Origin of the sequence: Psychrobacter sp. UBA6291 (genome assembly GCF_002439405.1) — a bacterium.
GTDB classification, from domain to species: Bacteria; Pseudomonadota; Gammaproteobacteria; order Pseudomonadales; family Moraxellaceae; genus Psychrobacter; species Psychrobacter faecalis.
Genome location: NZ_DJUD01000028.1, coordinates 1 through 24701, shown reverse-complemented (window position 1 = coordinate 24701; position 24701 = coordinate 1). Strand labels below are relative to the sequence as shown.

The following is a 24701-nucleotide window of genomic DNA, read 5'->3' as shown; positions in this document are numbered from 1 at the left end:
CACTTCATGTGTTAATCTAAGTATGTATAAAGCGCTAATAACCAGAATAAAAAATAATGATGATATCTCTCATTATACTTTTAAGTCTTTTATTATGATTGAAATAGCTTCTATTTAGTGGTTTTATCGGTTAATGCTGGATTGAGATGGTTTTTTAATACGGCAAATTGGGCAATCACAAATACCAACATAATTGGAATCCAGCCATAAGTTTTAAAGTTAATCCAAGCCTCATCAGACATCGTAAATGCCGTGATATAATGTAAAAAACCCATAAAGGCAAAAAACAGTGCCCAAGCGACGGTGAGTTTTTTCCAGCCACTTAAGGTCAGTGAAAACACTTCTTTCATCGCCAGTTGCATCAGTGGCTTATTGATGATGGCACTGACCAATAGCGTAACGGCGAAGATACCGTTGATGATAGGCGACTTCCAGCGTAAGTAGATGTCGTCACGCAATAGCAGCGTGCCACCGCAAAAGACGATGGTTAATAATAAAACGACCCACTGCTGCTTATCAAATTTGCCTTTTTGACGCACAAAATGGATGGCATAAATAATAATAGTGGCCACGAGCAAGGCGCCTGCCGCCGCTAAAATGCCATTGTAACGCGCGGCAATAAAAAACGCGATCAACGGAATGAAGTCTAATAAGGCTTTCATAGCAAATAGGATGTCCAACAAAAAACGTATGGGGTAGTTTACACGTCTACTGCTGCAAAAAAAAGCAAGTAACAGGATAATCATCCGTTATGATCTGCCTTCATGCGTTATCTTCGCCGCATTTCCCCTTTTTTACTGATAATATAGTCAGTAGTGACAGCGTATTTGAATGCACAACACTTTCAACACTTTCAACACTTTCAACACCTTAAGGCCAGCTTTATGAAAATCGACTTACATTGCCACAGTACATGCTCTGATGGTACCTATGCGCCGACCGAGGTAGTACAGCGCGCGCATAATGCTGGCATTCATGTACTGGCGCTGACCGATCATGATACCTTGATGGGTATCGACGAGGCACGCGCGGCGGCGGCGGCCTATGATATACAATTAATCAATGGGGTTGAGATTAGCTGCGAGCATACGCTTAGCGGCGGCTATGGCAAAAATAAATCCACCAATAAAATTATCCATGTGTTGGGACTTGATTTCACCGACTTTGATAAAATGCATGCGACGTTGCAGCAGTTGCAAGATAGCCGTGCCACGCGCGGTCAACGTATCACTGCAAAACTCAGTGAGCTATTAGATATTGATTATAATGAGCTATGGCAGGCGGTGCTCGATAAAGCAGGCGGCAATCCACAAGCGGTAGGGCGTGCGCATATTGGTCAAGTGTTGTTTGAGCGCGGTGCGGTAAAAACCGTGCAAAAAGCTTTTGATAAATATCTAGCGGATAATAAACCCGCCTACGTGGCGATTGAAGCATTAACCATGCAGCGCGGCATCGGGCTGATTCACGCTTGCGGCGGCAAGGCGGTACTCGCGCACCCAACCCGCTATCAGCTATCTGCCACTCGCGTACGTAAACTTATCGAAGAATTTGCCGGGCTTGGCGGTGATGCTTGTGAGTTACCCTCAACTAGCGAACCGATTAGTACCCGTCGAATGGTCGATCGCAGTATCGCTGAACATCAGCTTGCTGCCTCTATCGGCAGTGATTTTCATGGTAGTAATATGCCGTGGCGACGTTTGGGTGACGTACCAAACCTTCACCCTGAACAGCAGGGCATTTGGCAGTCATTTGCGACATTGGCTTAGTTAAAAGTATAAACCAAAACTATTATTTAAAATGATAAGTCGATCCTGTGACTCGGCATTGTAAATTGACCATATAATTGAAAATCATTATTAAAAATCATTACTAAAAAAACATAGGCCAAAATGAGGTGTCAGATATTGACGCATAAATCACTTAAACAGATTGATAATTAAAAGAAAAATTGCCACACTAAATGCGTCAGTTTAGATCTAACATAAATCATCCTTTTTACTTTCTTATTTGGTTTTAGCTCAATAACTTTCATTATCTGCGGTAGCCCATTATGGCTGTATCGATATCTCATCTAGGCTACAGAAAACTCTCGCGAGTGATTTTTGAGTGGCAAGCTGCTGATAGGGCATCGCTGCTGGCATTGTTTATTTTGCTGGAAGTGTCATCGCATTGGCTATGGTGTTTATTTGTCTGGTGGCGCCAAGATATCTATGGCTCCTACGTAAATATGGATGTGCTGTATCCCTTGTGGATAGGGCTCACCTTGATGGTCCTGTTTTTTTCTTGGATGGTTAGCCGCTTATCGCCGATTAGAAAAGACACGGATTCGTTATATAAGTGGCAAGCGATAATCGTCACGCTTTATAGCCTTTATATTGCCGTGGTCATTTTAGTCATGGGTCACAGTAGTTTGGTCGCGGGAGTATCACTCGTTGGCGGCGCGATGTTAGGTATGATGCTTATACGTCGCCGCTATGTCTGGAAAGCCTTTTTGGGTCATATTGTCCTGATTTTTCTCGTCACTTTGGTTCCCTATTTTGGCTTGACGATACCCAATCTACGTCAAATGACGATGAGCTCTTTTCCTTTAGATGGCTATAGCTATCTTACTTATAGCTATCTTACTTATAGCGAGATGACATCAATTGAAAATGCCATTTCTGCGTCGATTTTTAAAAATGGGATACTGAGTTGGGAGACCTTTAATCAACTGCGTTTGTCTTCAGCATTTTTTTGGCGCACCACCCATATTTATATGGCGCTGCCAAAGGCAATTTTTATCATCTATATGTTTCGCACGCTGCTATTGATATTGGATAACAGTAAAGCTGAGATTATGCAGTATGCCAATCAAGATGAATTGACCCAGTTAAAAAGCCGCCGTTATGGTTTGACGCAAATGCAGCAAGCGCTGCTCGCAATGGGAGATAAGCAAGATTTCAGTGTGATTTTATTGGATTTAGATTGGTTTAAAAATATCAATGACAATTATGGTCACGACGTTGGCGACCAAGTGCTGTCTGAGGTTGCTCAAACCCTATTAAACTCTTTATCAGAAGAGAGCATTGTCAGTCGCTATGGCGGCGAAGAGTTTTTGATTGTGCTACCCGATACCCAGCATGATAGTGCCATGACCATTGCGAAGCAGCTGCGCCAAGATATTGCGCAACATGTCATCAAGAGCGATGATGGAACGGATTTTAATATCACTGCCAGTATAGGGGTTTATACCCTGACCCATGAGGAGCGCGCCCGTATTCAAAGTGAATATAGGGCTTTGGCATTAGAAGAAAGTACGCAGCCGCTGGCGGAAACGCAGAAATCTCGTAGGCAAGAGGCCGATATTAATAAAGCCCGTACCGACAAAGCTAGCACCAACAAAGCCAGTACGCAAAAAGAAAGCTCGCAAAAAGAAAGCTCGCAAAAAACCCGCGCCCAAAAAAGAATCTCTCATAGAAGAAAACGCGCTGCCACAGAAATATTAAAGGCGCAGCTGCCGAGCGATATTTGTCAGCGCTTAATCTGCATTGCTGATAAAGCCTTATATGAGGCAAAAGATCGTGGTCGCAATCAAGTGGTCAGCGCCAATGCTGTGTTAGCGGCAGAAAAAGATAAGATTGCCGTCCTTTATGCTACTAGCTAATAACTTTGAGTAACTTTCGCTACTAGCTAATCATCTGCAATTTAATTGCTTACATACATCACATAAGCAATTAGATAGCCATTCATTCTGATTTTTAGATCGTTATTGATGCTGTGTTTAGATTATGAACCAAACTTGCAAGCACACTGGTCGCAAAGCTACCCGTCGTTAAGGTAAAGCTCAGCACCAATATAGGCTCATTATCTATGTCCTGCCATTCCCAACTTAATTCTTCAATCGGTAATCTTAGCGCGCGTCGTTGTGCTTTGATATCACGCTTCTCTAGGCCTGTAGCTAGCTGATGTAATAATGGGTCGTTTTGCACAATCTCATTTTCGATAGCGGCTGCTACGCCACTGACTTTATCATTACCCACGCCCCATAACACGGCGGTCGGATGAATATCGCCGCTGGAAAGTCGCGCTTGCAAAGTCTCGTCAATTGCTTCGCTGGCAAATATCGAGCCTGACCCGTCCAAATTAAACACTTCGCCTGCAAGCCCTGTATTCCAACTACCATCGCGTACTCGCGCTGCCAATATTTCATTAAATATCAAGCTACGCGCAGCAGACAGCTCCATGCTGTTTTGCTCGCGCGGCGCTTGTTTACGTTTGCTCTTTTTGGGCTGCGGACGACTTTCTGGCGCTGGACGGGCAAATAATGCCAATGCTTCTCTGACATTATTGCCATTACGACCAAAGCGCTGCGGGCCAAAATAATTGGGCACGCCCGTTGTGCTGATATTGGCTAAATGCTGCTCAACAGCACTTTTGTCACTTTTCTTAGCCGATAAATCCTGCTCGGACGCTGTAGCTTCTAAGTCCGCAAACTGGATATCTCGTAAAGTAATGATAAATTGATTGGCTCTATGCGTACCGCGATTGAGTTTTTTATTGTGCCACTGCTGTGCAAGGATAGTAAGCGATTCATTGGCGCCGATATCGACGGGCGCGAATTCAGACTCTGGTAATTGCTTTTTTGGTAGGCGCAGGCTAAACCACTGTGTCGTGAGCGCATGACGGTCTTTTAGCCCCGAGTAACCGACATCACGCAGTGGAATCTCTGCCCATTCGGATAGTAGTTTAGCCAGATAGGCGGTATTCATACCGAGCTTTTCGATATGCAGCCATAAATGCTCACCTTCGCCCGTAAAGGCGAGCGGCAATATCTCATTGACCACAAAATCTGTGGCATAGGCTTTATAGGTCGCTTGCCTTAAAGGCTGCTGCGTCGGCTGTGGCAATTTGGCTGTATCAGTGGCGGCGGTAATATCGATAGTTGAGATATCAAAGGTTTTATCAGTCAAAGGTTTGTTATTAGGAGAATCGTTATTAAATGAGTCGTTAGCAAAATCGTCTTGAGAAGTCATAAAAGGTATCTTTTGTATTGATAAAAAGGGGTAAGAGCAAAACGTTAAAGAGGGAATAAAGGTAAGTTTACGTTTTGCAACGCAGTCAGTATATAAAAAAATGGCGTCTGGCAATGGGTCTTGCTAGTATCAAAGTATCTGGCAAGACATCTGGTTTTTTAATCACGTATTTTTGGCATTAATATTTTATTTAAAACGCCAATAAAAAGTACATTTGCAGCAGGAAATAATAAATTTTAATAATAACCGTTAAGGATAACTCATGAGTAAAGCAACGATTCATACCGTCATCATTAGCAAAGCCGACATTCCAAATGGTGGCATGAAATCCTATAAACAGGATGACGATAGTATCATTTTAATCACCCGTGATGAGGACGAATTTAGTGCCTTCGATGGTAAATGTCCGCATGCTGGCGCAGATTTGGGTGAGGGGCTGCGCTGTGGTAATCGCGTCGTGTGTCCGTGGCATCACGGTACTTTTGACAGTCGCGACGGCACGCTATTGGAGCCTGTTGCGATGCGCGGCTTGACCCAATACGAGTTAAGCGATGAGGGCGATAGCATCGTCGTCAATACCGCCGCAAAGATAGATAAGCGCGTGGAAAATGACAAGCTGACGGACACCCATACCATTATCATTGGCGGCGGCGGCGCGGGATTTATGACTGCCAATCAGCTGCGTCATAGTGGCTATGGCGGCAAGATTACGATGATTAGTAAAGATGATAAAGCGCCTTATAATCGTCCTTTATTATCCAAGATGTTTTTGGCTGGCAAAATGAACGAGAAGTATTTGATGCTTGGCGGCGCGGATTGGGCGAGTAACAATAGTATTGATTTGCGCTTAAACCAAACTGTCAGCGAAGTATTACCAAACGCGCGTACTATCGTCATAAAAGGCGAAGATGGTAAACGTGAAGAGCAAACGGCGGACTTCTTAGTGGTGGCGACAGGCGCTGAGCCAAAAGTGCCACCGTTTAAAGGCGCAGATGCCAAGGGAGTCTATACACTGCGTAGTATGGATGATGCCAAAGACATTAAAGAGGCCAGTGAAAACAAGCAGGTAGTTATCGTCGGTACCGGCTTTATCGGTATGGAAGTGGCGTCAGCATTAATGGAGGCGGGGAAGGTCGCTTCTATTACCATCGTTGGTCGTAGCCCTCGGGTAATGAGTAATATTGTCTCCGAAAGTATCAGTGATGCTCTGATTGATTTGCATAAAGAAAAAGGCGTGAACTTCGCCTTTGGTGCCAACGTTGCTGAGATAGCGCAAGATAATGGCACAGTGAGCGGGGTTGTCTTGGATGACGGCAACAAAATTGACGCCGACATGATCATATTGGGTACAGGTGTAGCACCGCGTACCGAAATAATAGACGAGGTCAACGATCCTGATGGCGTGCAAGTTAACGATTATTTAGAGCTGCGCGACGGCGTCTATGCGCTGGGTGATATTGCCAAAGCCACCAATCAGATGGGGCGTATGCGTATCGAGCATTGGCGCGTGGCCCTGCAACACGGTATCGTTGCGGCCGCTGCTATCTTAAATGAAGACAATGTCAACTCTTTAGCCGAGCGTATTCCATTTTTTTGGACGGCACAGTACGGCAATAGCCTACGCTATAGCGGTCATGCCGCAACGCCTGACCATAGTATTATATTCGGCACGCCGAGTAAATTCGACTGTATTGAGTACTATTTTGATGACGAAGCAGAAAACACCCGTGCAAGTGCTGCTATCTCACTTGGCCGTGATAAAGAGTTGATTGCCTTCTCTGAGCTACTACGCCGAGGTCACGCGCCAACGCGCGCGCAAATCAATGCTGGGTTTGATATTATCGCGCAAGCTCATGTGTTATCGCGCTAGTAGTAAAAACGGATACGTATTATTATAAAGGCTGGCTTGGTTATCCGAGCCAGCCTTTTATACCATAGATTTTTATAAGACATGAATGGAAAAGGAAAGCCGATGCTATGAATAAAGACCACATCACTCAAGAAGCCTTAAACAAAACAACCGTATTTTTACGTCAAGCTGAAGCAAGTGATGTCGACGCACTCGAGCAATTGCTCAATCGCTGTTATCGACAAGCGGAAGGCTGGACCAATGAGGCAGATTTGGTGGGCGGTATTCGTACTACCAAAGATGAGCTATTGGCTGTCATTAATGACCCAAAGCATTACGTTTTTATTTATCCAAAAACCACAACAAGTGAGCGTGATGGCAAAGAAACGGGCGAGCTATTAGGCTGTATCGCGGTCGACATAAAAGATGATGTCGCTACAAATCAGCGCGCGGGTAACCAAAAAGCTTATATCGGTATGTTTGCCGTCTTGCCTGAGCTGCAAGGGCTTGGCGTCGGTCATCAGATACTGCAGGCGGCAGAGACATTTGCGCAGCGGCATTTACAATCAAATACCCAAACGCCTGCACAAAACCCTGCGCGTTTAACGATGTCTATTCTCAGTCATCGACCAGAGCTCTTGGCGTATTATCAGCGCCGCGGTTATGAGTTAAATGGCAATAGCATGCCGTTTCCCGTCGACGGTAATAATGGCGAACCTAAGCGCCAAGATTTAGAATTATTAGAATTAGAAAAACTCGTAAGCTAATGATAAGTCAATCAGTTTTACTAAATCTGAAGCCATTTACCTCAGAGCAATTAACGTAAAAGCCATTAACCCCAAAAACTGCCAAAGGTCATAAATAAACCGACACTCAATAGGAGAAATGCCACGATAATTAAACGCTTAAACCAGTTAAAACCGAGCAGGCGCGTGGCATTATCATTGGACATCAAATAAGCAAACAAGCCGATTAGGCTGGCGACCAAGGTCATGATGCCAAGACCAATCGGTAATATAGAAAAATACATCTGCCACACAAGCATCTCGCAACGGTGATTATTAAACGCATCATAGCAGTATCGTGATTGTGCTGTCTGAATTATCTGCCTCTTACGTTTGAAAAACGCTATCAGCATAACAGGAGGTCAAGGTGGGAAAGTTTAAAAAATTGACGTTATTCCTCCTATTTATACTATTTTTTGTCACCTATTCTAAAGCACCTCCTGATAGTGTGATTGAGCAATTGATCGCAGCGCAATATAAAGAGGGTAACAAGATAATGCAGGCTGCTAAAACGAATGCGAGCAATAATAAGAATGACAAAATGGCGCAAGATATAAGCAGTTTGATGGAGCGCATGATGCCAACGCTTGAGCGCGTCGAGAATATCGACTGTAACCGCGTCAAGGGTAACCGTACTTTTAGCTGTACCGCTGATATCACCCAAACGATTGCGGGAAATAGCCGAACTAATAAAACCATATTTAACGTTTATCATGCCAAGGGAGAATGGACGCTGAATAATTAATTGCTTTAATAATCTTTGATAAATGAAGATTTATATGAAAAACGCAAAATGCCTTAATGGCTAGTAATAAAAAAGCTACCTCGTTAAAGGTAGCCTTTTATGAATTTAGCCCAGTCAATAAAAACTAGCGCATGGTCACAAATTCTTCTGAACCTGTCGGGTGAATGGCAACCGTGTTATCAAAGTCAGCTTTCGTCGCGCCCATTTTTATCGCCACCGCAAAGCCCTGAATCATCTCATCGACACCGTAGCCAATACCATGTAAGCCAATAATCTTTTCTTCTTCACCCAAGCACACCAGTTTCATCACGCACTTTTGACGATGCTGTGTGACTGCGCTATACATAGAGGTAAATGTTGATTTATAGCATTTGATATTTTCTTTGCCATGCTGCTCAACGGCGTCGATTTCAGACAAGCCAATCGTACCGATAGCAGGGTGGGTAAAGATGACCGTCGGTATCAAGTCATAACTGAGATGCTCATTGGTTTTATTGTTAAATAAGCGCTCTGAAAGCCTGCGACCGGCAGCGATAGCCACTGGCGTCAAATCAATGCTGTTTTCGATAATATCGCCGACCGCGTAAATGCCTTTGACATTGGTGTTTTGAAATTTATCGACTTTAATTTTGCCAAATTCAGTGGTCTCAACGCCGGTTACTTGCAAGTTGATATTGTCGGTTGAGGGCGCACGTCCAATCGCCCAAATCAAGCAATCTACCGTATCAAGGCTACCATCTGCGGTACATAACGTCAGGCTACCATCTTCATTTTTATGAATCTCAGTGAGTGTGGTATTGGTATGCAACTGGATACCGTCTTGCTCCATCTCTATCAGCAAGGTTTCAACGATAGTATGGTCAAATGAGCGCAGCGGCGAATGTTGACGCACATACTGATGCACCTCAGCACCAAGGCTATTGAGCACGCCAGCGATTTCGACAGCGATATAGCCAGCGCCAACGATAGCAACTCGTTTTGGCATTTCATTTAACGCAAAAAAGCCATCAGAATCGATGCCGTATTCTGCACCTTTGATGTCGGGGAGAATCGGATGACCGCCTGTCGCGATTAAGATATGGTCGGCGGTAATCAGCTCGCCATTGACCTCGACAGTGTTAGTATCGACAAAGGTAGCAAAGCCTTTTATCACTTCAACGCCATTTTTCGCCAGATTATTATCATAAGAACGGTGAATATTTTCGATATATTGTTGGCGGCTATGGACCAGTTTTTGAAAGTCAAAACCTTTGACCTCGATGTCAAAGCCATAATCTGGCGCATATTTTTCGATGGCTTCGGCCACTTGCGCGCCGTACCACATGACCTTTTTGGGTACGCAGCCTAAGTTGACGCAGGTGCCGCCCAATTGGTTGGCTTCGATAATGGCGCATTTTTTGCCATAGCTTGCAGCGCGGTTAATTGATGCAATACCGCCGCTACCGCCGCCAATGGAAATATAATCATAATGTTTGGTCATTGTTATGTCTCTTGATTTGGTTTTTATTAGGAAGGTTGTGAAATTGGTATTTATAGGGAATAGGGTAAATATTAGCCTTTTTAACCCTACAAAAAGTATGCTTGATGATACCATGAAGTGTGACTGGTTTTAATAAGGAAAACTCATGCATATCGTTATCTTAACCCTGACTTTCGCGCTACCTGGCTGTAGCTCACTCAAAGAAAAACGCCAACGGATGGGCGGCTTGCATGCTCGCTTTGGCAATACGCCAAGTGTTGCGGTCTGTGAGAGTGGCGAGCGTGATCGGCATGACGCCAGCGAATGGACGCTTGTGATCGTTGGGCTTTCTAAACGTGAGGTGGAGTCGCAATGCAGCCAAATCGAGGAAAAGATAGAGCGGATAGTAGATGCGCGGGTGATGAATGTTGAGAGGGAGTTTGTTTAGTGGCTAGTGGAAGCTATATGTAGTGCCATATATATATAGCTTTAAGTTATATTATTAAGGTTTAAGGAATAATTGGAGTTATTTATGTCGCACAGGAAATTATTGAGCTCTGCACTGGTGGAAGGTAAGCTCAAGGTTGAGCTATCAAAATTTAGAGAGTATTACCAAGCAATCGAAAATAAATTTCAATCAGATAAAAAAAGTATAGAGGATATGAAAGATTCATCTATTTATGACGATATGAATGAATTTGAAAGAGATTACTATAACATTGAGCTACATCATTTAGATATTCATAGAAAGTCTTGTTTAGTTACACTCTATTCATACTTAGAAAGTTTTTTAAATTACTTTTGCGAATATTTGTATGAATTGAATGGAAGAAAATTAAAATATACTGACCTGAGTGGAACAGGGATTTTCCGAGCGAGATTATATTTACTTAAAGTTGAAGGTGTGGATTTTGATCAAATAAATAATAGATGGAATCAAATCAAAGGTTTTAACTTAATTCGGAATAATATTGTTCATGAATCAGGTAAGGTGGGAAAAGATAAGTTGATTAAGTTTATTGAGACTAACGAGAATTTATCTATAAATAATTTTGATGATGTGAGAATTGAGAGTGGTTATATTCATGAATTAATTGATATTATTGAGAGTTTTATTTTAAATATTCATACACAGGTTTTTATTGAGTAAGTAGCTATTGTATGTTTTTAAATAGATGAGGCTTAAGTTAATGTGCATATCAATTACATACAGCGCAGAAATTGGGCGAAGCTTTCGACACCTACATTACGATGCGTTTAACATTAGCTATAATAAAATAAGGTAAGATTAATGTCGATGCATGAGAGCTAGTAAGATAGTTTTGAATAATATTGAACTACTAGGTTTTCTTCATTAACCGAACGTTCGAGCTGCGATAACAAGCCACATTCAAATCTACTTTAAATTTTCTAGCTTTTTATTAAGCTAATATAAATTGCTACATAAAAAAGGCCACTCCCTAAAGAGTAGCCTTTTCATCAATTATTACCTAACTTCTATTAACTCACTTCTTTCATCTTTTGCTTAAGCATAGGCTTTAAGAACTCGCCAGTATACGAGCCTTTCACTTCAGCTACTTCTTCAGGCGTGCCTTCGGCGATAATCATGCCACCACCTTTACCACCTTCAGGGCCAAGGTCAATCACCCAATCCGCCGTTTTGATGACGTCGAGATTGTGCTCGATGACGACGATAGTATTGCCTTTATCGCGCAAGGTATGGAGGATATGCAGCAGCTTATCGATATCATGGAAGTGCAGACCAGTGGTTGGCTCATCCAAGATATATAGCGTTTGTCCGGTATCACGTTTGGCAAGCTCACGCGCCAGTTTGACGCGCTGCGCTTCACCGCCTGATAGCGTTGGCGCTGATTGACCCAAACGAATATAGCTAAGACCAACGTCCATCAGCGCTTGCAGGCGTCGATGAATCGCTGGAATCGCTGAGAAGAATTCAGTCGCATCTTCAACTGTCATATCGAGCACATCGGCGATGTTTTTACCTTTATAGTGAATCTCTAACGTCTCGCGGTTATAGCGTTTACCATGACAAGTATCGCAGGGCACATACATATCAGGTAAAAAGTGCATCTCAACTTTGATAAGGCCATCGCCTTGACACATCTCACAGCGTCCGCCTTTGACGTTAAAGCTAAAGCGACCCGCTTTATAACCACGCGCGCGCGCTTCTTGGGTTTGCGCAAACATCTCACGCACTGGCGTAAAGACACCGGTATAGGTTGCAGGGTTTGAGCGCGGCGTACGGCCAATCGGACTTTGGTCGATATCGACCATTTTATCCAAATGCTCAAGTCCGCTAATGCTGTCATGCTTATCAGCGATAAGCGTTGACGCATTGTTTAACTGGGTGGCAGCGATAGGCATTAAGGTGCGGTTAATCAAGGTCGATTTACCAGAACCAGAAACCCCTGTGATACAAGTCATAATGCCAATCGGCAAGCTCAAATCGACATTTTTTAAGTTGTTGCCTGTTGCGCCTTTTAGCTCAATCGACATCGGTACTTGTTTTGGTTTGGCTTTACCTTTTGCTTCAACTTCGATGGTTTTGGCTTTATGACGAATACTTGGAATCTCGATTCGTTTCTCACCAGACATATACTGCCCTGTGAGCGAGCCTTTGGTTGCCATAATGTCGTCGACCGACCCTTGGGCGATGATATGACCGCCATGAACGCCCGCGCCGACACCGATATCAATCACGTGATCGGCTTGGCGAATGGCATCTTCATCGTGCTCGACGACCAGTACCGTATTGCCCAAATCGCGTAAACGCGTGAGGGTTTTAAGCAAGCGATCATTATCGCGTTGATGCAGGCCGATTGATGGCTCATCAAGCACATACATGACGCCCATCAGCCCCGCACCGATTTGGCTGGCAAGACGAATACGCTGCGCTTCACCGCCCGATAACGTTTCAGCAGAGCGGGCAAGGGTAAGATAATCAAGCCCGACACTTACTAAGAAATTTAATCGCTCATTAATTTCTTTAAAGATTTTTTCGGCGACTTCACCTTTATGACCACCAATCTTGAGCGTTTTATAATAGTCAGCAGCATCACCGATAGACAGTTTGACGATTTGGGCAATGGTTTGATCGTCTACGCGGACGTTGCGTGAGATTTCATTCAGACGCGCGCCATCACAGACGTTACAGGTGGTGTCGGCTAAATATTTCGCCAACTCGTCACGTACTAGGTTGCTTTGGGTTTTGGCATAACGACGCTCTAAATACGGCAGCACGCCTTCAAACGGCACAGTTTTATTGGTTTTACGTCCGCGCTCATCAGTAAAATTAAAGGTCAGTTTCTCTTTACCCGAGCCATGCATGATGATATCTTGCTGCGCTTTTGGCAGGTCTTGCCATGGCGTATCCATATCGATTTTGAAATGATGACAAACGGTCGATAGCAAACCAAAGTAATAGGCGTGCCGCTTATCCCAGCCATTAATCGCCCCTTGATTGAGCGATTTTTCATGATGGGTAATTAGCTTATCGCTTGAGAAATACTGACGTTTACCGAGACCGTCACAACTTGGGCAAGCACCGTACGGATTATTAAAGCTAAACATCCGCGGCTCAAGCTCCGAGACTGCACGATCACAAACAGGGCAAGAATGCTTGGCTGACATGACTTGGTTTTCGTCACCGCCTTCTTTTGGATTGCCATCCATAAAGTGTAGCGTGACCAGACCTTGACCCAAGCGTAGGGCAGTCTCGAGACTTTCAGCGACGCGGTTGCCCAAGTCATCACGGACTTTAAAGCGGTCAACGACGACTTCAATCGTATGCTTTTTCTTCTTATCGAGCGTTGGCAGCTCATCGGTATCATAAACATCACCGTCGACGCGCACACGCACAAAACCTTGACCAATTAATTGCTCAAGCAAAACCGTATGCTCACCTTTACGCTCACGAATCACCGGTGCCAGTATCATTAGCTTGGTGTCAGCAGGCAACGCCATGACTTGATCGACCATCTCGGTGACCGATTGCGCCACCATTGGCTCACCATGCTCAGGGCAGTAGGGCGTTCCGATTCGCGCATAAAGCAGACGCAAATAGTCATAAATCTCGGTAATCGTCCCAACGGTCGAGCGCGGGTTATGGTTGGTCGATTTTTGCTCAATCGCAATCGCTGGCGACAAGCCCTCGATACTATCGACCTCAGGCTTTTCCATCTGTGAGAGGAATTGACGCGCATACGCCGACAAGCTCTCAACATAACGACGTTGCCCTTCGGCATAAAGCGTATCAAACGCCAGTGACGATTTACCAGAGCCTGATAAGCCAGTGATTACCACGAATTTATCGCGTGGAATGTCTAAATCGATATTTTTTAGGTTGTGCGTACGTGCGCCGCGTATTGCAATATGGTCATGTGCCATCGTTGATAGGTTTCCTATTTGCTAATGGTATATAAAATCTAAGCGTCAAATATAGTTAATGAATGGGCTGTTAAAAGCATATTTGGTTGTTAAGTTGCTATGGCTTTATAAAAATCTGCCGTTATCACGAAATTTTCTTAATAAAACAACAGTTATAAAATAGATTTTCATACGCTAATTTTTTCATAAAGCGTCAGTGATGTAGGTTTATATAAGCGTAACGTTCAAACCTAACTTAAGTCTTAACCTTGAAATCATTAAAACAATCTAAATGAAATGTTTGTTAACTAACATAAGTGCTTTGTTATAGATTGAATTAAGCTTTGTTTTTCAGTTTTTTCAGCATAGTTTTCGAGAAAATGTCGGTTTTGAATATTGTTAGTTGTAAGCACGGCTTTTTTAAGTATTACTTGTTTATGTCATGCCACTTTAGATTTTATTATTTTAAATATCGTATTTCTTAAAAGCTTGGCTGCTTTAAAAGCCATTATACTTGCTATATATCTCTATCATTAAAATCAGTCTAAAAGCTGCCGTACAGTCAAGGCAAGTATCTTGTCAACGTCTTACTTTATTGTCATGGCAGCGGCATTATTCAAGGTGTAATGAGTCATTAAATGCACTTGGTAACAAAATTATCGCCTCTATAAAAAGCGCAAGTAGAGGCCAACCGTGCGGCTGCAGCAGTAAGACAAAAGTTTCGGCAAGCAAACGGCGAATGACTTATACTAGTGGGCTTAATTTGTAGGCTAACGCCTTGATAAAGGCGTGATAATACCAGCAAGCCGCAGTGATAAACCAGCAATGATGAACCAGTGAGGCAAGTATGAATAGCGTAGAAAAACGGGCAATTATTGGGGTCGGTGGTATCTTCGCCTTACGGATGATTGGCCTGTTTATGATTGTGCCCGTGTTTTCGGTGTATGGTGATAATTATGCGCACGCAACGCCGTTTCTGATTGGTTTGGCGGTCGGTATTTATGGGCTCGGGCAAGCGATTTTTCAGATACCGATGAGCCTTGCCGCGGATAAGTTTCCGCGTAAGCCGATTATCTTTTTGGGTCTGATATTATTTGCTATTGGCGGTATCATCGCTGCCAATGCCACTGATATCTACGAAGTCATTATCGGGCGGGCGCTGGCAGGCAGTGGCGCGGTATCGGCGGTATTGATGGCACTACTTGCTGATGTGACGCGTGAAGAGATGCGCACCAAAGCGATGGCGACCATGGGTTTGACCATTGCCACTTCTATTATGCTGGCCTTTGCTTTTGGGCCTTTATTGGTCGGCTCCCTAGGTATCTCAGGGCTGTTCTGGCTCACCGCTGGTTTCGCTGTTTTAGCGATGTTGCTATTATTGTTCGTACCGACGCCGCTACGGGTGCTTAAGCACAATCTCGATAACAAGTCGATTGGTCAGCAATTGGCAGATGTGCTAAAGATTGGCGATTTAAACCGTTTGCATATCGGTATTTTTGCTCTGCATTTAACCATGACGGCTATTTTCGTCATCTTACCGCATCAGCTCAGTGAAGTACTTGGTTTATCGGTACGTCAGCAGGGTTTGGTTTATTTACCGTTATTATTTATTGGTTTTGCCGTAGCAATACCCTTTATTATTATTGCCGAAAAAAAACGCAAAATGCGCCAAGTATTCTTGGCAGCGATTGCCTTAATGACCGCGGCTCTGGCATTATTAGCACTTGGTAGTCAGGTCGGGGTTGGTATTATTCTAGGCTTGTTGCTGTACTTTATGGGCTTTAATTTACTCGAAGCGACCATTCCCTCATGGATATCGAAGCGTGCGCCCGTTGCTAATAAAGCCACGGCGATGGGACTAAACTCATCAAGTCAGTTCTTTGGTGCTTTTGTTGGCGGGGCGATGGGTGGCTTATTATTAACCCAGCCGAATTTACTGGCGTGGGGCGTATTGGCTGTTATTATGGGCGCGGCATTGCTGCTGATTATTCCGATTGCTGATCCACCGTATTTATCAAGCACCACGGTGACCATTCCCAAAGATATCAATATCCAAGACTGGTCACGGCAAATGCTGGCGGTAGATGGCGTTGATGAGCTGGTCGTGATGGCAAAAGAGCAGGTCGCTTATTTAAAATTGGATAAAACGCAATTGACAGATTCTGCACGACAAGAGCTGTCGCATTTAGCGCAAAGCCCCCTAGATATTTAACAGAAAAATGGTTAAAGTGAAGTCATATTACTGCTAGTATTCATACTCTATATTAAATACTCGATTAAAGCTGGCAAACAAATTATTTATAAGTAAAAGGACGATATTATGCGCGGAGTTAATAAAGTTATCATCATCGGTAACCTTGGAGCAGACCCCGAGGCTCGCCAATTCAGTAATGGCGGTAGCGTGACCAACATTTCGGTTGCCACCTCAGAGCAGTGGACTGACAAGCAAAGCGGTGAAAAAAGAGAAGCGACGGAATGGCATCGCATTTCATTGTTTAACCGTCTAGGTGAAATCGCAGCACAATATTTGCGTAAAGGCAGTAAGGTTTATATCGAAGGTAGCTTGCGTACGCGTAAATACCAAGATCCTAACGGCCAAGACCGTTATATTACCGAGATTCGTGCTGAGCAAATGCAAATGCTCGATGGTGCGACTGGCGGTAGTAATGATGGTGGCAGCTTTGGTGGCGCTCAAGGCTCGAACCAATATCAGAACCAAGGCGGCTATGGCAATCAGGGCGGCGGTTTTGCTGGTCAGAACCAAAACCAAGGTGGCCAAAATAACTTTGGCCAACAGGGAAATAACCAACAAGGCGGTTATAACCAAGGCGGCGCTCAGGGTAGCAACCAAAATAGCTTTAATAATCAAAATGCGCCTGCACAGCAGAACCAATTTAATAAACCTGCTCAATCGCCTGCACAGTCAAAACCGACGGCAATGCCTGACGGTCCGGTAGATGATGATATTCCATTCTAGGATACACCTTAGACCATAGTGTTGATTAAATCAGAGAAAAGAGCCTACATTTAGAGGCTCTTTTTTTTATATGATAAATTCTATTTAATATAAAAGTTTATTTTTTTGGAAATAGATATTTGCTTACTGGCATTTATTATTAAATATCAATCAATACTTGTGGCGGTTTATATTTTTGTTTATATTACTGCTACTTACGATTTTTATTACGCATAAGTTTTTAGTAAAAATCCAACTCGGTTATAACCTTAATATAAAAGTGGAGTTTACGATGAACAAAAATAACGTCATAGATTTAAATAGTTTAAACGTTGATGAGCTACGCGCGATTACTGAAAATGCGCAGCAATTGATTGAAGAAAAACAGCATCAGCGTTTATATGACGCCTATATGCAGTTTGAAAAAATCGCTGAAGAAAGCGATGCCAGCATCGAAGAGATTTTGCAAGCAGGCGAGAAGCTGGAGAAAAAACGCAGCATTAAATATCGCAATACCGATAATAATGAAGAAACTTGGACTGGGCGCGGACGCAAACCAACTTGGTTGGTAGATGCACTAGCGTTAGGTCGCAAGCTTGAGGATTTTGCCATCTAGCCATTTAAAAACTCTTGGTTAAAGGCTTATTCTATTCTGCTTTCATGTATTATTAATTATGATGGTTTCATAAAATAAGTTGCTAGATAAAAGCCAGTCTCTTTATCGCCACTATTTTGGTGCAAAGATACTGGCTTTTTTTCTGTCATCTGTATGCCATTGTTTGCTATGATAATGACGTTTTTGTCTTCTATAAGAGTTAGCTAACCGTGCCTCACGTTTCCACGTCGTCTCACAAGCGTCCCCGCAAGCTCTGGTGGCTACTTGGCTTTATATTATTTGCGCTATTTGCCGTGTTGCAAATGCCTGCCGCGTGGCTGCTTGAAAAATATGCCCCTGATACGCCGTATGTACAACATGTGTCTGGCAACTTATGGCAGGGCTCAGCGATTTGGCAGCTACCTGTGTCAGCAACACCGCTTACCGGTGCTGCTGAGTGGTCGTGGCAGCCATGGCATCTACTATTAGGCAAATTAGGCGCAGAGGTCGATATCAGCTCAGAGCAGACCCGCTTAAATGGTCAGGTGAAAGTAGGCACCAGCTCATGGCAAATTCAAAACATGAGCGGTAAGATTGCCCCTGAAACTTTATCAAATGTGGTCGATTGGCAGCTGCCTAATACCCCCATTCAGGTCAATAACGTTTCATTAAAACGTCAATCTGCTAAAAATTCTGAAGCAGGCAATTCAGATAGAAACGCCGCCGGTTTTAGTGAGGCCAGTGGTCAGTTAACGTGGGTTGGTGGCGAAGTCGGTTATCCTAGCGGTGGTAAGGTTTTTTATCTCACCATGCCTGCGCTGCGAGCTGAGCTCAGTGCCGAGCAAAAAAATAATAAAAATCTGCTGCATGTCAATCTTATCAACAATCAAGATAAGCGCTTGGGCGATTTGTATATCGATGGCGACAATATGCTAGATGTGAGCTTAACTCAGCGTCTACTAGAAAATATGCCAGAATATAAAGGTCAAGCCCCACAAGATACGCCTGTAGTCAGTGTGCGCCAGCCATTGCTTAGTGGCTTAGGGGCGCGCTAGATGATGAATGTTGCCGATGTATCTAGCCGTTTAAAACCTGTTATTAATACCCTCAATCGCTTTGCAGCAGCACTATTACTATTAGCGATTGTTTGGCTATGCTGGAGCGCGGCGCGTTTACTCTGGTTGCTGCTAGCTGCTCCATTAGCGCCTACCTTACCGCTTGCTCCTTTACAGAGTACGGCGAACACCAGTACAGATCATAGTGGTTTATTTGCCATTTTTGCGGACCCTGATCCTATCGCTGCGCCCGTACAACCGCCGCCCAATGTTTTGTTAAAAGGTGTACTTATCGCCATACCAGAGAGTCTGTCTTCGGCGATGCTGGACGTCAATGGCGAAGTAAAAAATTACCGTATCGGTGACACTTTAAAAGACAGTGACTATACGCTGGTCGCCGTCGATTGGAATGAAGTCATTATCGCCGATGCTTACGATAAAGAAGTCGTCATCAGAATGCCAGAAGCCATGCCGCTTGATCAAAGTGCCATGCTGGCGGGTGCGGTGGGCAATCAGCGTTTGCCCGATAATAGTATGTTGCCAAACCTGTCTAATGCGCCAATGTCCGAGCAAGGCAATCCTGAAACTGAGCAAAATGGCCAAGAAAATGGTCAGGCAACCGATCAAAGCGCGCCGCAGTCGCCAATTGATGAAGCCGTTACCGAATTACAGTCAAACCCAGCCAGTTATTTAAGTCGGATGGGAGTGATGGCATCTGGAGAAAGCTATCAGGTCACCGCCGCCATGCCAGCCAAACTGCGTAACCGTTTAGGGCTAGAGCCGGGCGATAAGGTACTAACTGTTAATGGTCAAAGCGTTGGCAGCAATCCCGGCCAAGATGCCAGTATACTGCAGCAAGTAAAACAATCTGGCGAAGCGCAAATAGAAGTACAGCGCGGCGATCAAGTTATTACCATTCGCCAGCAGTTTTAGTAAAAAACAGTTATTAAGTAATAAGTTTGGTTCTTATTAATATTCAGCAAAATTTTTATTCAGCAAGCACGAAAATCAGTATATCCGCGTCATCACTGTAGGTAATTATCAATATGGTCAGTTCTCAAAATTTTTCGGTCACGCCTTTGTACCATATCTTGCAGCGTTTGATGCGTTTGTGTCGGCCGCTATGTTTAGCCGTTCCTTTATGGGCAGCGAGCACAGGGCTTGTTAGTGCAGAAAGCTGGAAGGTTAATCTGCAAGATGCCGATATCAAAGCATTTATTAATGAAGTGGCGACCATTACCAATCAAAACTTTGTGCTTGATCCGCGTATCAACGGTAACGTCACGGTCATCTCCAATAAAGCGCTGTCACGTGACGAGATTTTTCAGCTGTTTTTAAGTGTCATGCAGGTTAATGGTATTGCCGCTATCGATTCGGGTACAACCATTAAGCTGGTACCAGATAACGTCGCCAAACAATCTGGCGTGGCGGTGGACTTACGCGGGGACAGTGTCGGTGAAGCCTTAGCGACAAGAGTGATTTATTTGACCAATACCCAAGCGGCAGAAGTGCTTGGCGTCATTCGACCGCTGATGCCGCAGTCCGCCCATGCAGCAGCGGTACCGGGCGTTAATGCCCTAGTATTGTCAGACCGCGCTGATAGCTTAAACCAATTAACGGCACTTATCCGCGATTTAGACAGCAACGTCAATGACAGTTTGCAAGTCATACCGCTGCGTCATGTCGACGCTGAGCGTATGATGGAGTTGATTAGCGCCTTGGTGGCAAGCGCAGGTAGCGGGCAAGCGCAAGGTGGCAGTAATCAGCTAAAAGTCATCGCCGATACCTCTAGCGATAGGCTGCTCGTCAAAGGCAGTCCGGAGATGATTGCCAAAGTTCAAGAAATGGTCAATCAACTAGACACCACGCCTTCGAGGCGTTTAAGTGGTCTGCGCGTCTTTCGTTTAAAATACGCCAGTGCTGGTCACATTGCAGAGATGCTGCGCGGCTTGCTTGCCAGTCAGTCTATTAATAGCGCTGGTGCAGCCTCAACTTTAGAGTCAGCTTCGCTAAACGGTGCCAGTGGTACAGGCTCGGCCCTTAACAATAATACTAATGCGCTTACCAACAGTGCTGCAAATACCAATACTGGCGCTACGGGAGCAGCGTTATCTACTGCAAGTTCAGGTGGCACAGGTAATGGTATTGGCGGGCGACCTTTTAGCATTATCGCGGATGAAACGCAAAATGCTGTTATCGTCAATGCCGCGCCCGAGCTGATGTTTGAGATTGAAGATGCCGTCGCTCAGCTCGATAGCCGCCGTGCCCAGGTTTTGATTCAAGCGGCGATTGTTGAGGTTTCAGGCGATGACGCTACCCAACTTGGCGTGCAGTGGGCCCTGGGTAATGCCAATAGTGGTTATGGCGTGGTCAACTTTAATAATGTTGGCGCGAGTGCTGTCTCGCTTGCCGCCGCCGCGTTATCAGGTGGCGCAAATATTAGTGCAGCAGCGGGCTCTATTGCTGGAGCGTTAATTGGCATCGGTGATAGTAAAAAAGACAGCCAAGGTAACACTCAGTTTTATGGTGCAATCTTACAAGCGCTTGATTCGTCGACCAGCGCCAATCTGCTGTCGATGCCATCAATTTTAACCTTGGATAATGAAAAAGCCAGTATCTTAGTCGGTCAAAACGTACCTTTTGTCACCGGCTCTTATACCACCGGCAGTGACTCATCGACCAATCCTTTTCAGACCATTGACCGCCAGGATATTGGTATCAATCTAAATGTCATTCCTCATATTGGTGATAATGGCACCGTACGTCTAGAGGTCTCGCAAGAGGTCTCATCCGTAGTGCCCGGCAGCGCCGCCAATGCCAGCGGTCTTATTACCAATAAAAGCTTGATTAACACCACCATCCTAGCCGATGATCAGCAGACCATTGCTTTGGGCGGTTTAATGCGCGATAACACCACCACTCGCCAACAAAAAGTTCCCGGTTTGGGCAGTGTACCCGTCATCGGACGGCTGTTCCGCTCTGATAATGACAGCACGCAAAAGAGTAACTTAATCATCTTTTTACAGCCGACCATCTTACGTGACGGCGGCGCTGTCGCTAGTGTGACTGAGCGCAAATACAATCAGATGCGCGTCCTGCAACTGGTTATCGATAAAAACGGTACCATTAAACAGCTGCCACTTAGTGGTACAGAAGGCTGGAATGGCAATGTCAGCGCAGACTATGAATTGATGCCCCTCAATCCACTGGTGCCTAAGCGTGACCAAACGCCAAAGCCAACTTCGCAAGGGTTTACTAAAGTAGATACACCTAGTACTAGTGGTATCACGACTTATCCTTTAAAACGCTAAATTCTAATATAGAGCGCTTGCGAGTGAATGCGGCAAGCGACAGCTTCTAGATTAAAATAAAATCAAGAACATCAGTAAACGTACGGCATGATAGCGTTGCCGTACATTAGCTTGCGTATTCATAACATAGATAAACATAGGGCGTCTTCCAGCGGCGTATAATTATAATGTTTCTAATAACCTTTTGCTTTTATAAGCAATTTTTTAAGATAATTCTTTAGATAACTGTCATTTAAGTAGACTGGTTTAAGTTAGTAATTTTTAAGCTAATAAGTGAAAAATGGCTAGAATCTTAAAAGTAGCTAGAACCTATAGGCGGCACTAATGAGCAATCTTGATCATCAAAAGAAAAAGAAATGGTTAATCTTCAGTGCGGTCGCTATGGCTCTATTACTGATTCCGCGGCGTAGTAGTAAAAAGGCTGATAGCCAATTATCAAATAATAATAACGATGATAAAGGGCCTGACGAAAAAGCAGCTAATAAATTATCTAATTTGAATTAAACGTCTATATTTAAGAAAAATAATGAAAATTATTAAATTTGGAGTCTATTGATGACTGCGATTGACGCCTCATTTAACGCTAATGAGAAATTGCCTACTATTTTTCCTCTCATTGATACTCATACCCATTTTGACGCTCCTGTGTTTGATGTCGACAGAGAGGAGCAAATACAAAAAGCGTATCAGCGAGGCGTGCGCCATTTGGTATTGGTCGGTTATTTACACAGACACTTTGACCGTTTATACGCAACTAAAGAATTTATTGATAAACAGGCACATGCTGTTTCAGAACAGGCATTTAAGCAAAAAGAAATGTCTCTGCATGCGTATATTGCCCTAGGTTTGCATCCTTTTTATATCGATCAGCATACGGATGAGCATTTAGAAAACATGGCGCAGATGTTAAATAACAAGCGTCCTTTAGCCATTGGTGAAATCGGCTTTGATACCTTTACGGATGAGATGAAACAACCTGATATGGTCGCCAAGCAAGCGCGTTTTTTTAAAGCGCAATTGGATATGGCGGTTAGCCACCAGTTACCTGTCATGCTACATATTCGTAAAGCGCATGCTGAAGCATTGGCGTTGTTAAAGGCGCATGACTATGATGCCCATAAGCTTGGCGGCGTTGCTCATAGTTTTAGTGGCGGTGAACAAGAAGCAAAAGCCTTTGTAAAGTTGGGCTTTAAGCTTGGGGTGACCGGTCAGGTGACCAATCCCAATGCCAAAAAGCTACGCCGTGCGATTCAAGCAGCGGTCGATACTTATGGTATTGGGTGTTTGGTCATCGAGACAGATTGCCCAGATATGACGCCGATAATGTGCCAAGACTCAATCGGTAGTCAGTCAGCACTTGGGCAAAGCCCAGATGATGAATGGGGCGATGCGCCCGCTCATAATAGAAATGTCCCAGCCAACTTACCTTACGTACTAGGCAGTTTAAGTGAATTACTTGCGGTGCCAACCGAGAGGCTTGCCGAGCAATTGTGGCACAACAGTTGCAGTGCTTTACGTACCAATTGGCATTATCCATCTTAAAAGTAGTCCAAAATACTTATTAATAATAAACAACCTTTTAATCGAGCTTTAATTTGTTATGACCGAAGAGACACAATTGCAGCAAACTATAAATCAAACAGATACTTTAGTTAATAAAGAGGTCACTGCGCGCAGCGAGCAACAACTTGCTGCTAATAGCGTCGATGTGATTGATGAATCGTCAGCGCAGTATGAGCGCCGTTTTAAAGGCACGCAAACCCTTTACGGTGCCTCTGCTGTCGATACCTTTGCCGCAGCGCACGTTTATGTTATTGGCGTTGGCGGAGTGGGTTCTTGGGCGGCAGAGGCGCTGGCGCGTACCGCCGTTGGGACGATTACATTGATTGACTTGGATATATTGGTGGCGTCAAATGTCAATCGTCAGCTGCCCGCATTAGACAGTACTTTTGGGCAAAGTAAAATCGCGGCAATGGCCACACGTATCCGTGAGATTAATCCGAAAGTTAAAATAAATCTGATAGATGATTTTTTAACACCTGAAAATGTCGCAGCATTATTGCCCACGCGCGAGCAAGCAAAAATGGCTATGCAAAAAAATCCGATTGTTATTTTAGACTGTGTCGATGATATGAATGCTAAGCTTGCTATTGTACTGCACTGCCGCTTTAACAAACTAAAATTGGTGTGTGCAGGCGGAGCAGGTGGTAAGATAGACCCAAGCCAGATTCGTATAAGCGACTTACGGGACAGTTATCAAGATCCGCTGTTGGCAAAGCTACGCAATAAGCTGCGCCACGAAAAAGGGATTAATAGTGCGCTTAAAGAAAAATTTGGCATCAAATGTGTCTATTCGACAGAGCCACCGCGTGTTGATAAAAGCTGTCAAACAGGCGGTTTACACTGCGGTGGCTATGGTTCGGCGGTCGTCGTCACCTCAGTGGTCGCGATGCTGATGGTTAGCGAAGCATTACAATTACTGCTCAAACAGGCGGCGGTTAAGCCAAGCGTCTGACCTGAATTAACGGGTGGTGTTCTAAAAAGTATG

The 24701-nt window shown here is 44.2% G+C and carries 21 protein-coding genes; 16 read left to right on the top strand and 5 right to left on the bottom strand.

Features of this window, described 5'->3' with window-relative positions; translation table 11 throughout:
- Positions 1–110: 110 nt before the first annotated feature.
- Entirely contained in the window at positions 111–662 is a 552-nt protein-coding gene (gene ispZ, locus B3R91_RS05120; protein WP_191690383.1) for a septation protein IspZ, read from the bottom strand.
- 222 nt (positions 663–884) lie between these two features.
- Here ispZ and B3R91_RS05115 point away from each other — a divergent pair, with 222 nt between their 5' ends.
- Positions 885–1766, top strand: a complete 882-nt coding sequence (locus tag B3R91_RS05115) for a PHP domain-containing protein (RefSeq protein WP_286796732.1) — start codon at positions 885–887, stop codon at positions 1764–1766.
- Between the two features lie 284 nt (positions 1767–2050).
- Positions 2051–3643: a GGDEF domain-containing protein gene (locus tag B3R91_RS05110; protein ID WP_286796731.1), complete on the top strand. Its 1593-nt coding sequence runs from the start codon at positions 2051–2053 to the stop codon at positions 3641–3643.
- 94 nt (positions 3644–3737) lie between these two features.
- Here the strand turns inward: B3R91_RS05110 and truD are convergent, their stop codons facing one another.
- Positions 3738–5012: a tRNA pseudouridine(13) synthase TruD gene (gene truD / locus B3R91_RS05105; RefSeq protein WP_286796730.1), complete on the bottom strand. Its 1275-nt coding sequence runs from the start codon at positions 5010–5012 to the stop codon at positions 3738–3740.
- Between the two features lie 262 nt (positions 5013–5274).
- Here truD and B3R91_RS05100 point away from each other — a divergent pair, with 262 nt between their 5' ends.
- Positions 5275–6882 (top strand): FAD-dependent oxidoreductase, encoded by a 1608-nt coding sequence (locus tag B3R91_RS05100; protein WP_286796729.1) that lies wholly within the window; start codon positions 5275–5277, stop codon positions 6880–6882.
- Positions 6883–6989: 107 nt separating this feature from the next.
- Positions 6990–7628: a GNAT family N-acetyltransferase gene (locus tag B3R91_RS05095; protein WP_286796728.1), complete on the top strand. Its 639-nt coding sequence runs from the start codon at positions 6990–6992 to the stop codon at positions 7626–7628.
- 65 nt (positions 7629–7693) lie between these two features.
- Here the strand turns inward: B3R91_RS05095 and B3R91_RS05090 are convergent, their stop codons facing one another.
- The gene (locus B3R91_RS05090) at positions 7694–7906 is read right to left on the bottom strand and encodes a hypothetical protein (RefSeq protein ID WP_068403915.1); all 213 of its coding nucleotides are present in this window, start codon (positions 7904–7906) and stop codon (positions 7694–7696) included.
- 107 nt (positions 7907–8013) lie between these two features.
- On the opposite strand from B3R91_RS05090, the gene B3R91_RS05085 reads away from it, so the two are divergent.
- Positions 8014–8391, top strand: coding sequence for a hypothetical protein (locus B3R91_RS05085; RefSeq protein ID WP_286796727.1), 378 nt, complete (start codon positions 8014–8016; stop codon positions 8389–8391).
- A 124-nt stretch (positions 8392–8515) separates the two neighbouring features.
- On the opposite strand, the gene gorA is transcribed toward B3R91_RS05085, so the two are convergent.
- A complete protein-coding gene (gorA, locus tag B3R91_RS05080) occupies positions 8516–9871 on the bottom strand; it encodes a glutathione-disulfide reductase (RefSeq protein ID WP_286796726.1) in 1356 nt (451 codons plus the stop codon).
- A gap of 145 nt (positions 9872–10016) precedes the next feature.
- On the opposite strand from gorA, the gene B3R91_RS05075 reads away from it, so the two are divergent.
- Complete coding sequence (locus tag B3R91_RS05075; protein WP_286796725.1) at positions 10017–10298, top strand: DUF503 domain-containing protein; 282 nt, start codon at positions 10017–10019, stop codon at positions 10296–10298.
- An 84-nt stretch (positions 10299–10382) separates the two neighbouring features.
- On the top strand, positions 10383–11000 hold the full coding sequence (locus tag B3R91_RS05070) for a hypothetical protein (RefSeq protein WP_286796724.1): 618 nt from the start codon (positions 10383–10385) through the stop codon (positions 10998–11000).
- Positions 11001–11350: 350 nt separating this feature from the next.
- On the opposite strand, the gene uvrA is transcribed toward B3R91_RS05070, so the two are convergent.
- A complete protein-coding gene (uvrA, locus tag B3R91_RS05065) occupies positions 11351–14257 on the bottom strand; it encodes an excinuclease ABC subunit UvrA (RefSeq protein ID WP_286796723.1) in 2907 nt (968 codons plus the stop codon).
- A gap of 826 nt (positions 14258–15083) precedes the next feature.
- Here uvrA and B3R91_RS05060 point away from each other — a divergent pair.
- The 9 genes from B3R91_RS05060 (at position 15084) to B3R91_RS05020 (ending at position 24668) form a co-directional block, all read left to right on the top strand.
- The gene (locus tag B3R91_RS05060) at positions 15084–16448 is read left to right on the top strand and encodes an MFS transporter (protein ID WP_191690405.1); all 1365 of its coding nucleotides are present in this window, start codon (positions 15084–15086) and stop codon (positions 16446–16448) included.
- A 108-nt stretch (positions 16449–16556) separates the two neighbouring features.
- Entirely contained in the window at positions 16557–17213 is a 657-nt protein-coding gene (gene ssb, locus B3R91_RS05055) for a single-stranded DNA-binding protein (protein WP_286796722.1), read from the top strand.
- Between the two features lie 271 nt (positions 17214–17484).
- Positions 17485–17808, top strand: a complete 324-nt coding sequence (locus tag B3R91_RS05050) for an H-NS family nucleoid-associated regulatory protein (RefSeq protein ID WP_144296613.1) — start codon at positions 17485–17487, stop codon at positions 17806–17808.
- Between the two features lie 209 nt (positions 17809–18017).
- The gene (gspN, locus tag B3R91_RS05045; protein ID WP_068403900.1) at positions 18018–18842 is read left to right on the top strand and encodes a type II secretion system protein N; all 825 of its coding nucleotides are present in this window, start codon (positions 18018–18020) and stop codon (positions 18840–18842) included.
- Positions 18843–19775 (top strand): type II secretion system protein N, encoded by a 933-nt coding sequence (locus B3R91_RS05040; protein ID WP_286796721.1) that lies wholly within the window; start codon positions 18843–18845, stop codon positions 19773–19775.
- 113 nt (positions 19776–19888) lie between these two features.
- The gene (gene gspD, locus B3R91_RS05035) at positions 19889–22153 is read left to right on the top strand and encodes a type II secretion system secretin GspD (RefSeq protein ID WP_286796720.1); all 2265 of its coding nucleotides are present in this window, start codon (positions 19889–19891) and stop codon (positions 22151–22153) included.
- A gap of 324 nt (positions 22154–22477) precedes the next feature.
- Positions 22478–22657, top strand: coding sequence for a hypothetical protein (locus tag B3R91_RS05030; protein WP_144296610.1), 180 nt, complete (start codon positions 22478–22480; stop codon positions 22655–22657).
- A gap of 51 nt (positions 22658–22708) precedes the next feature.
- A complete protein-coding gene (locus tag B3R91_RS05025) occupies positions 22709–23695 on the top strand; it encodes a TatD family hydrolase (protein ID WP_286796719.1) in 987 nt (328 codons plus the stop codon).
- A 166-nt stretch (positions 23696–23861) separates the two neighbouring features.
- Positions 23862–24668, top strand: coding sequence for a tRNA threonylcarbamoyladenosine dehydratase (locus B3R91_RS05020; protein WP_414707513.1), 807 nt, complete (start codon positions 23862–23864; stop codon positions 24666–24668).
- Positions 24669–24701: the final 33 nt, after the last annotated feature.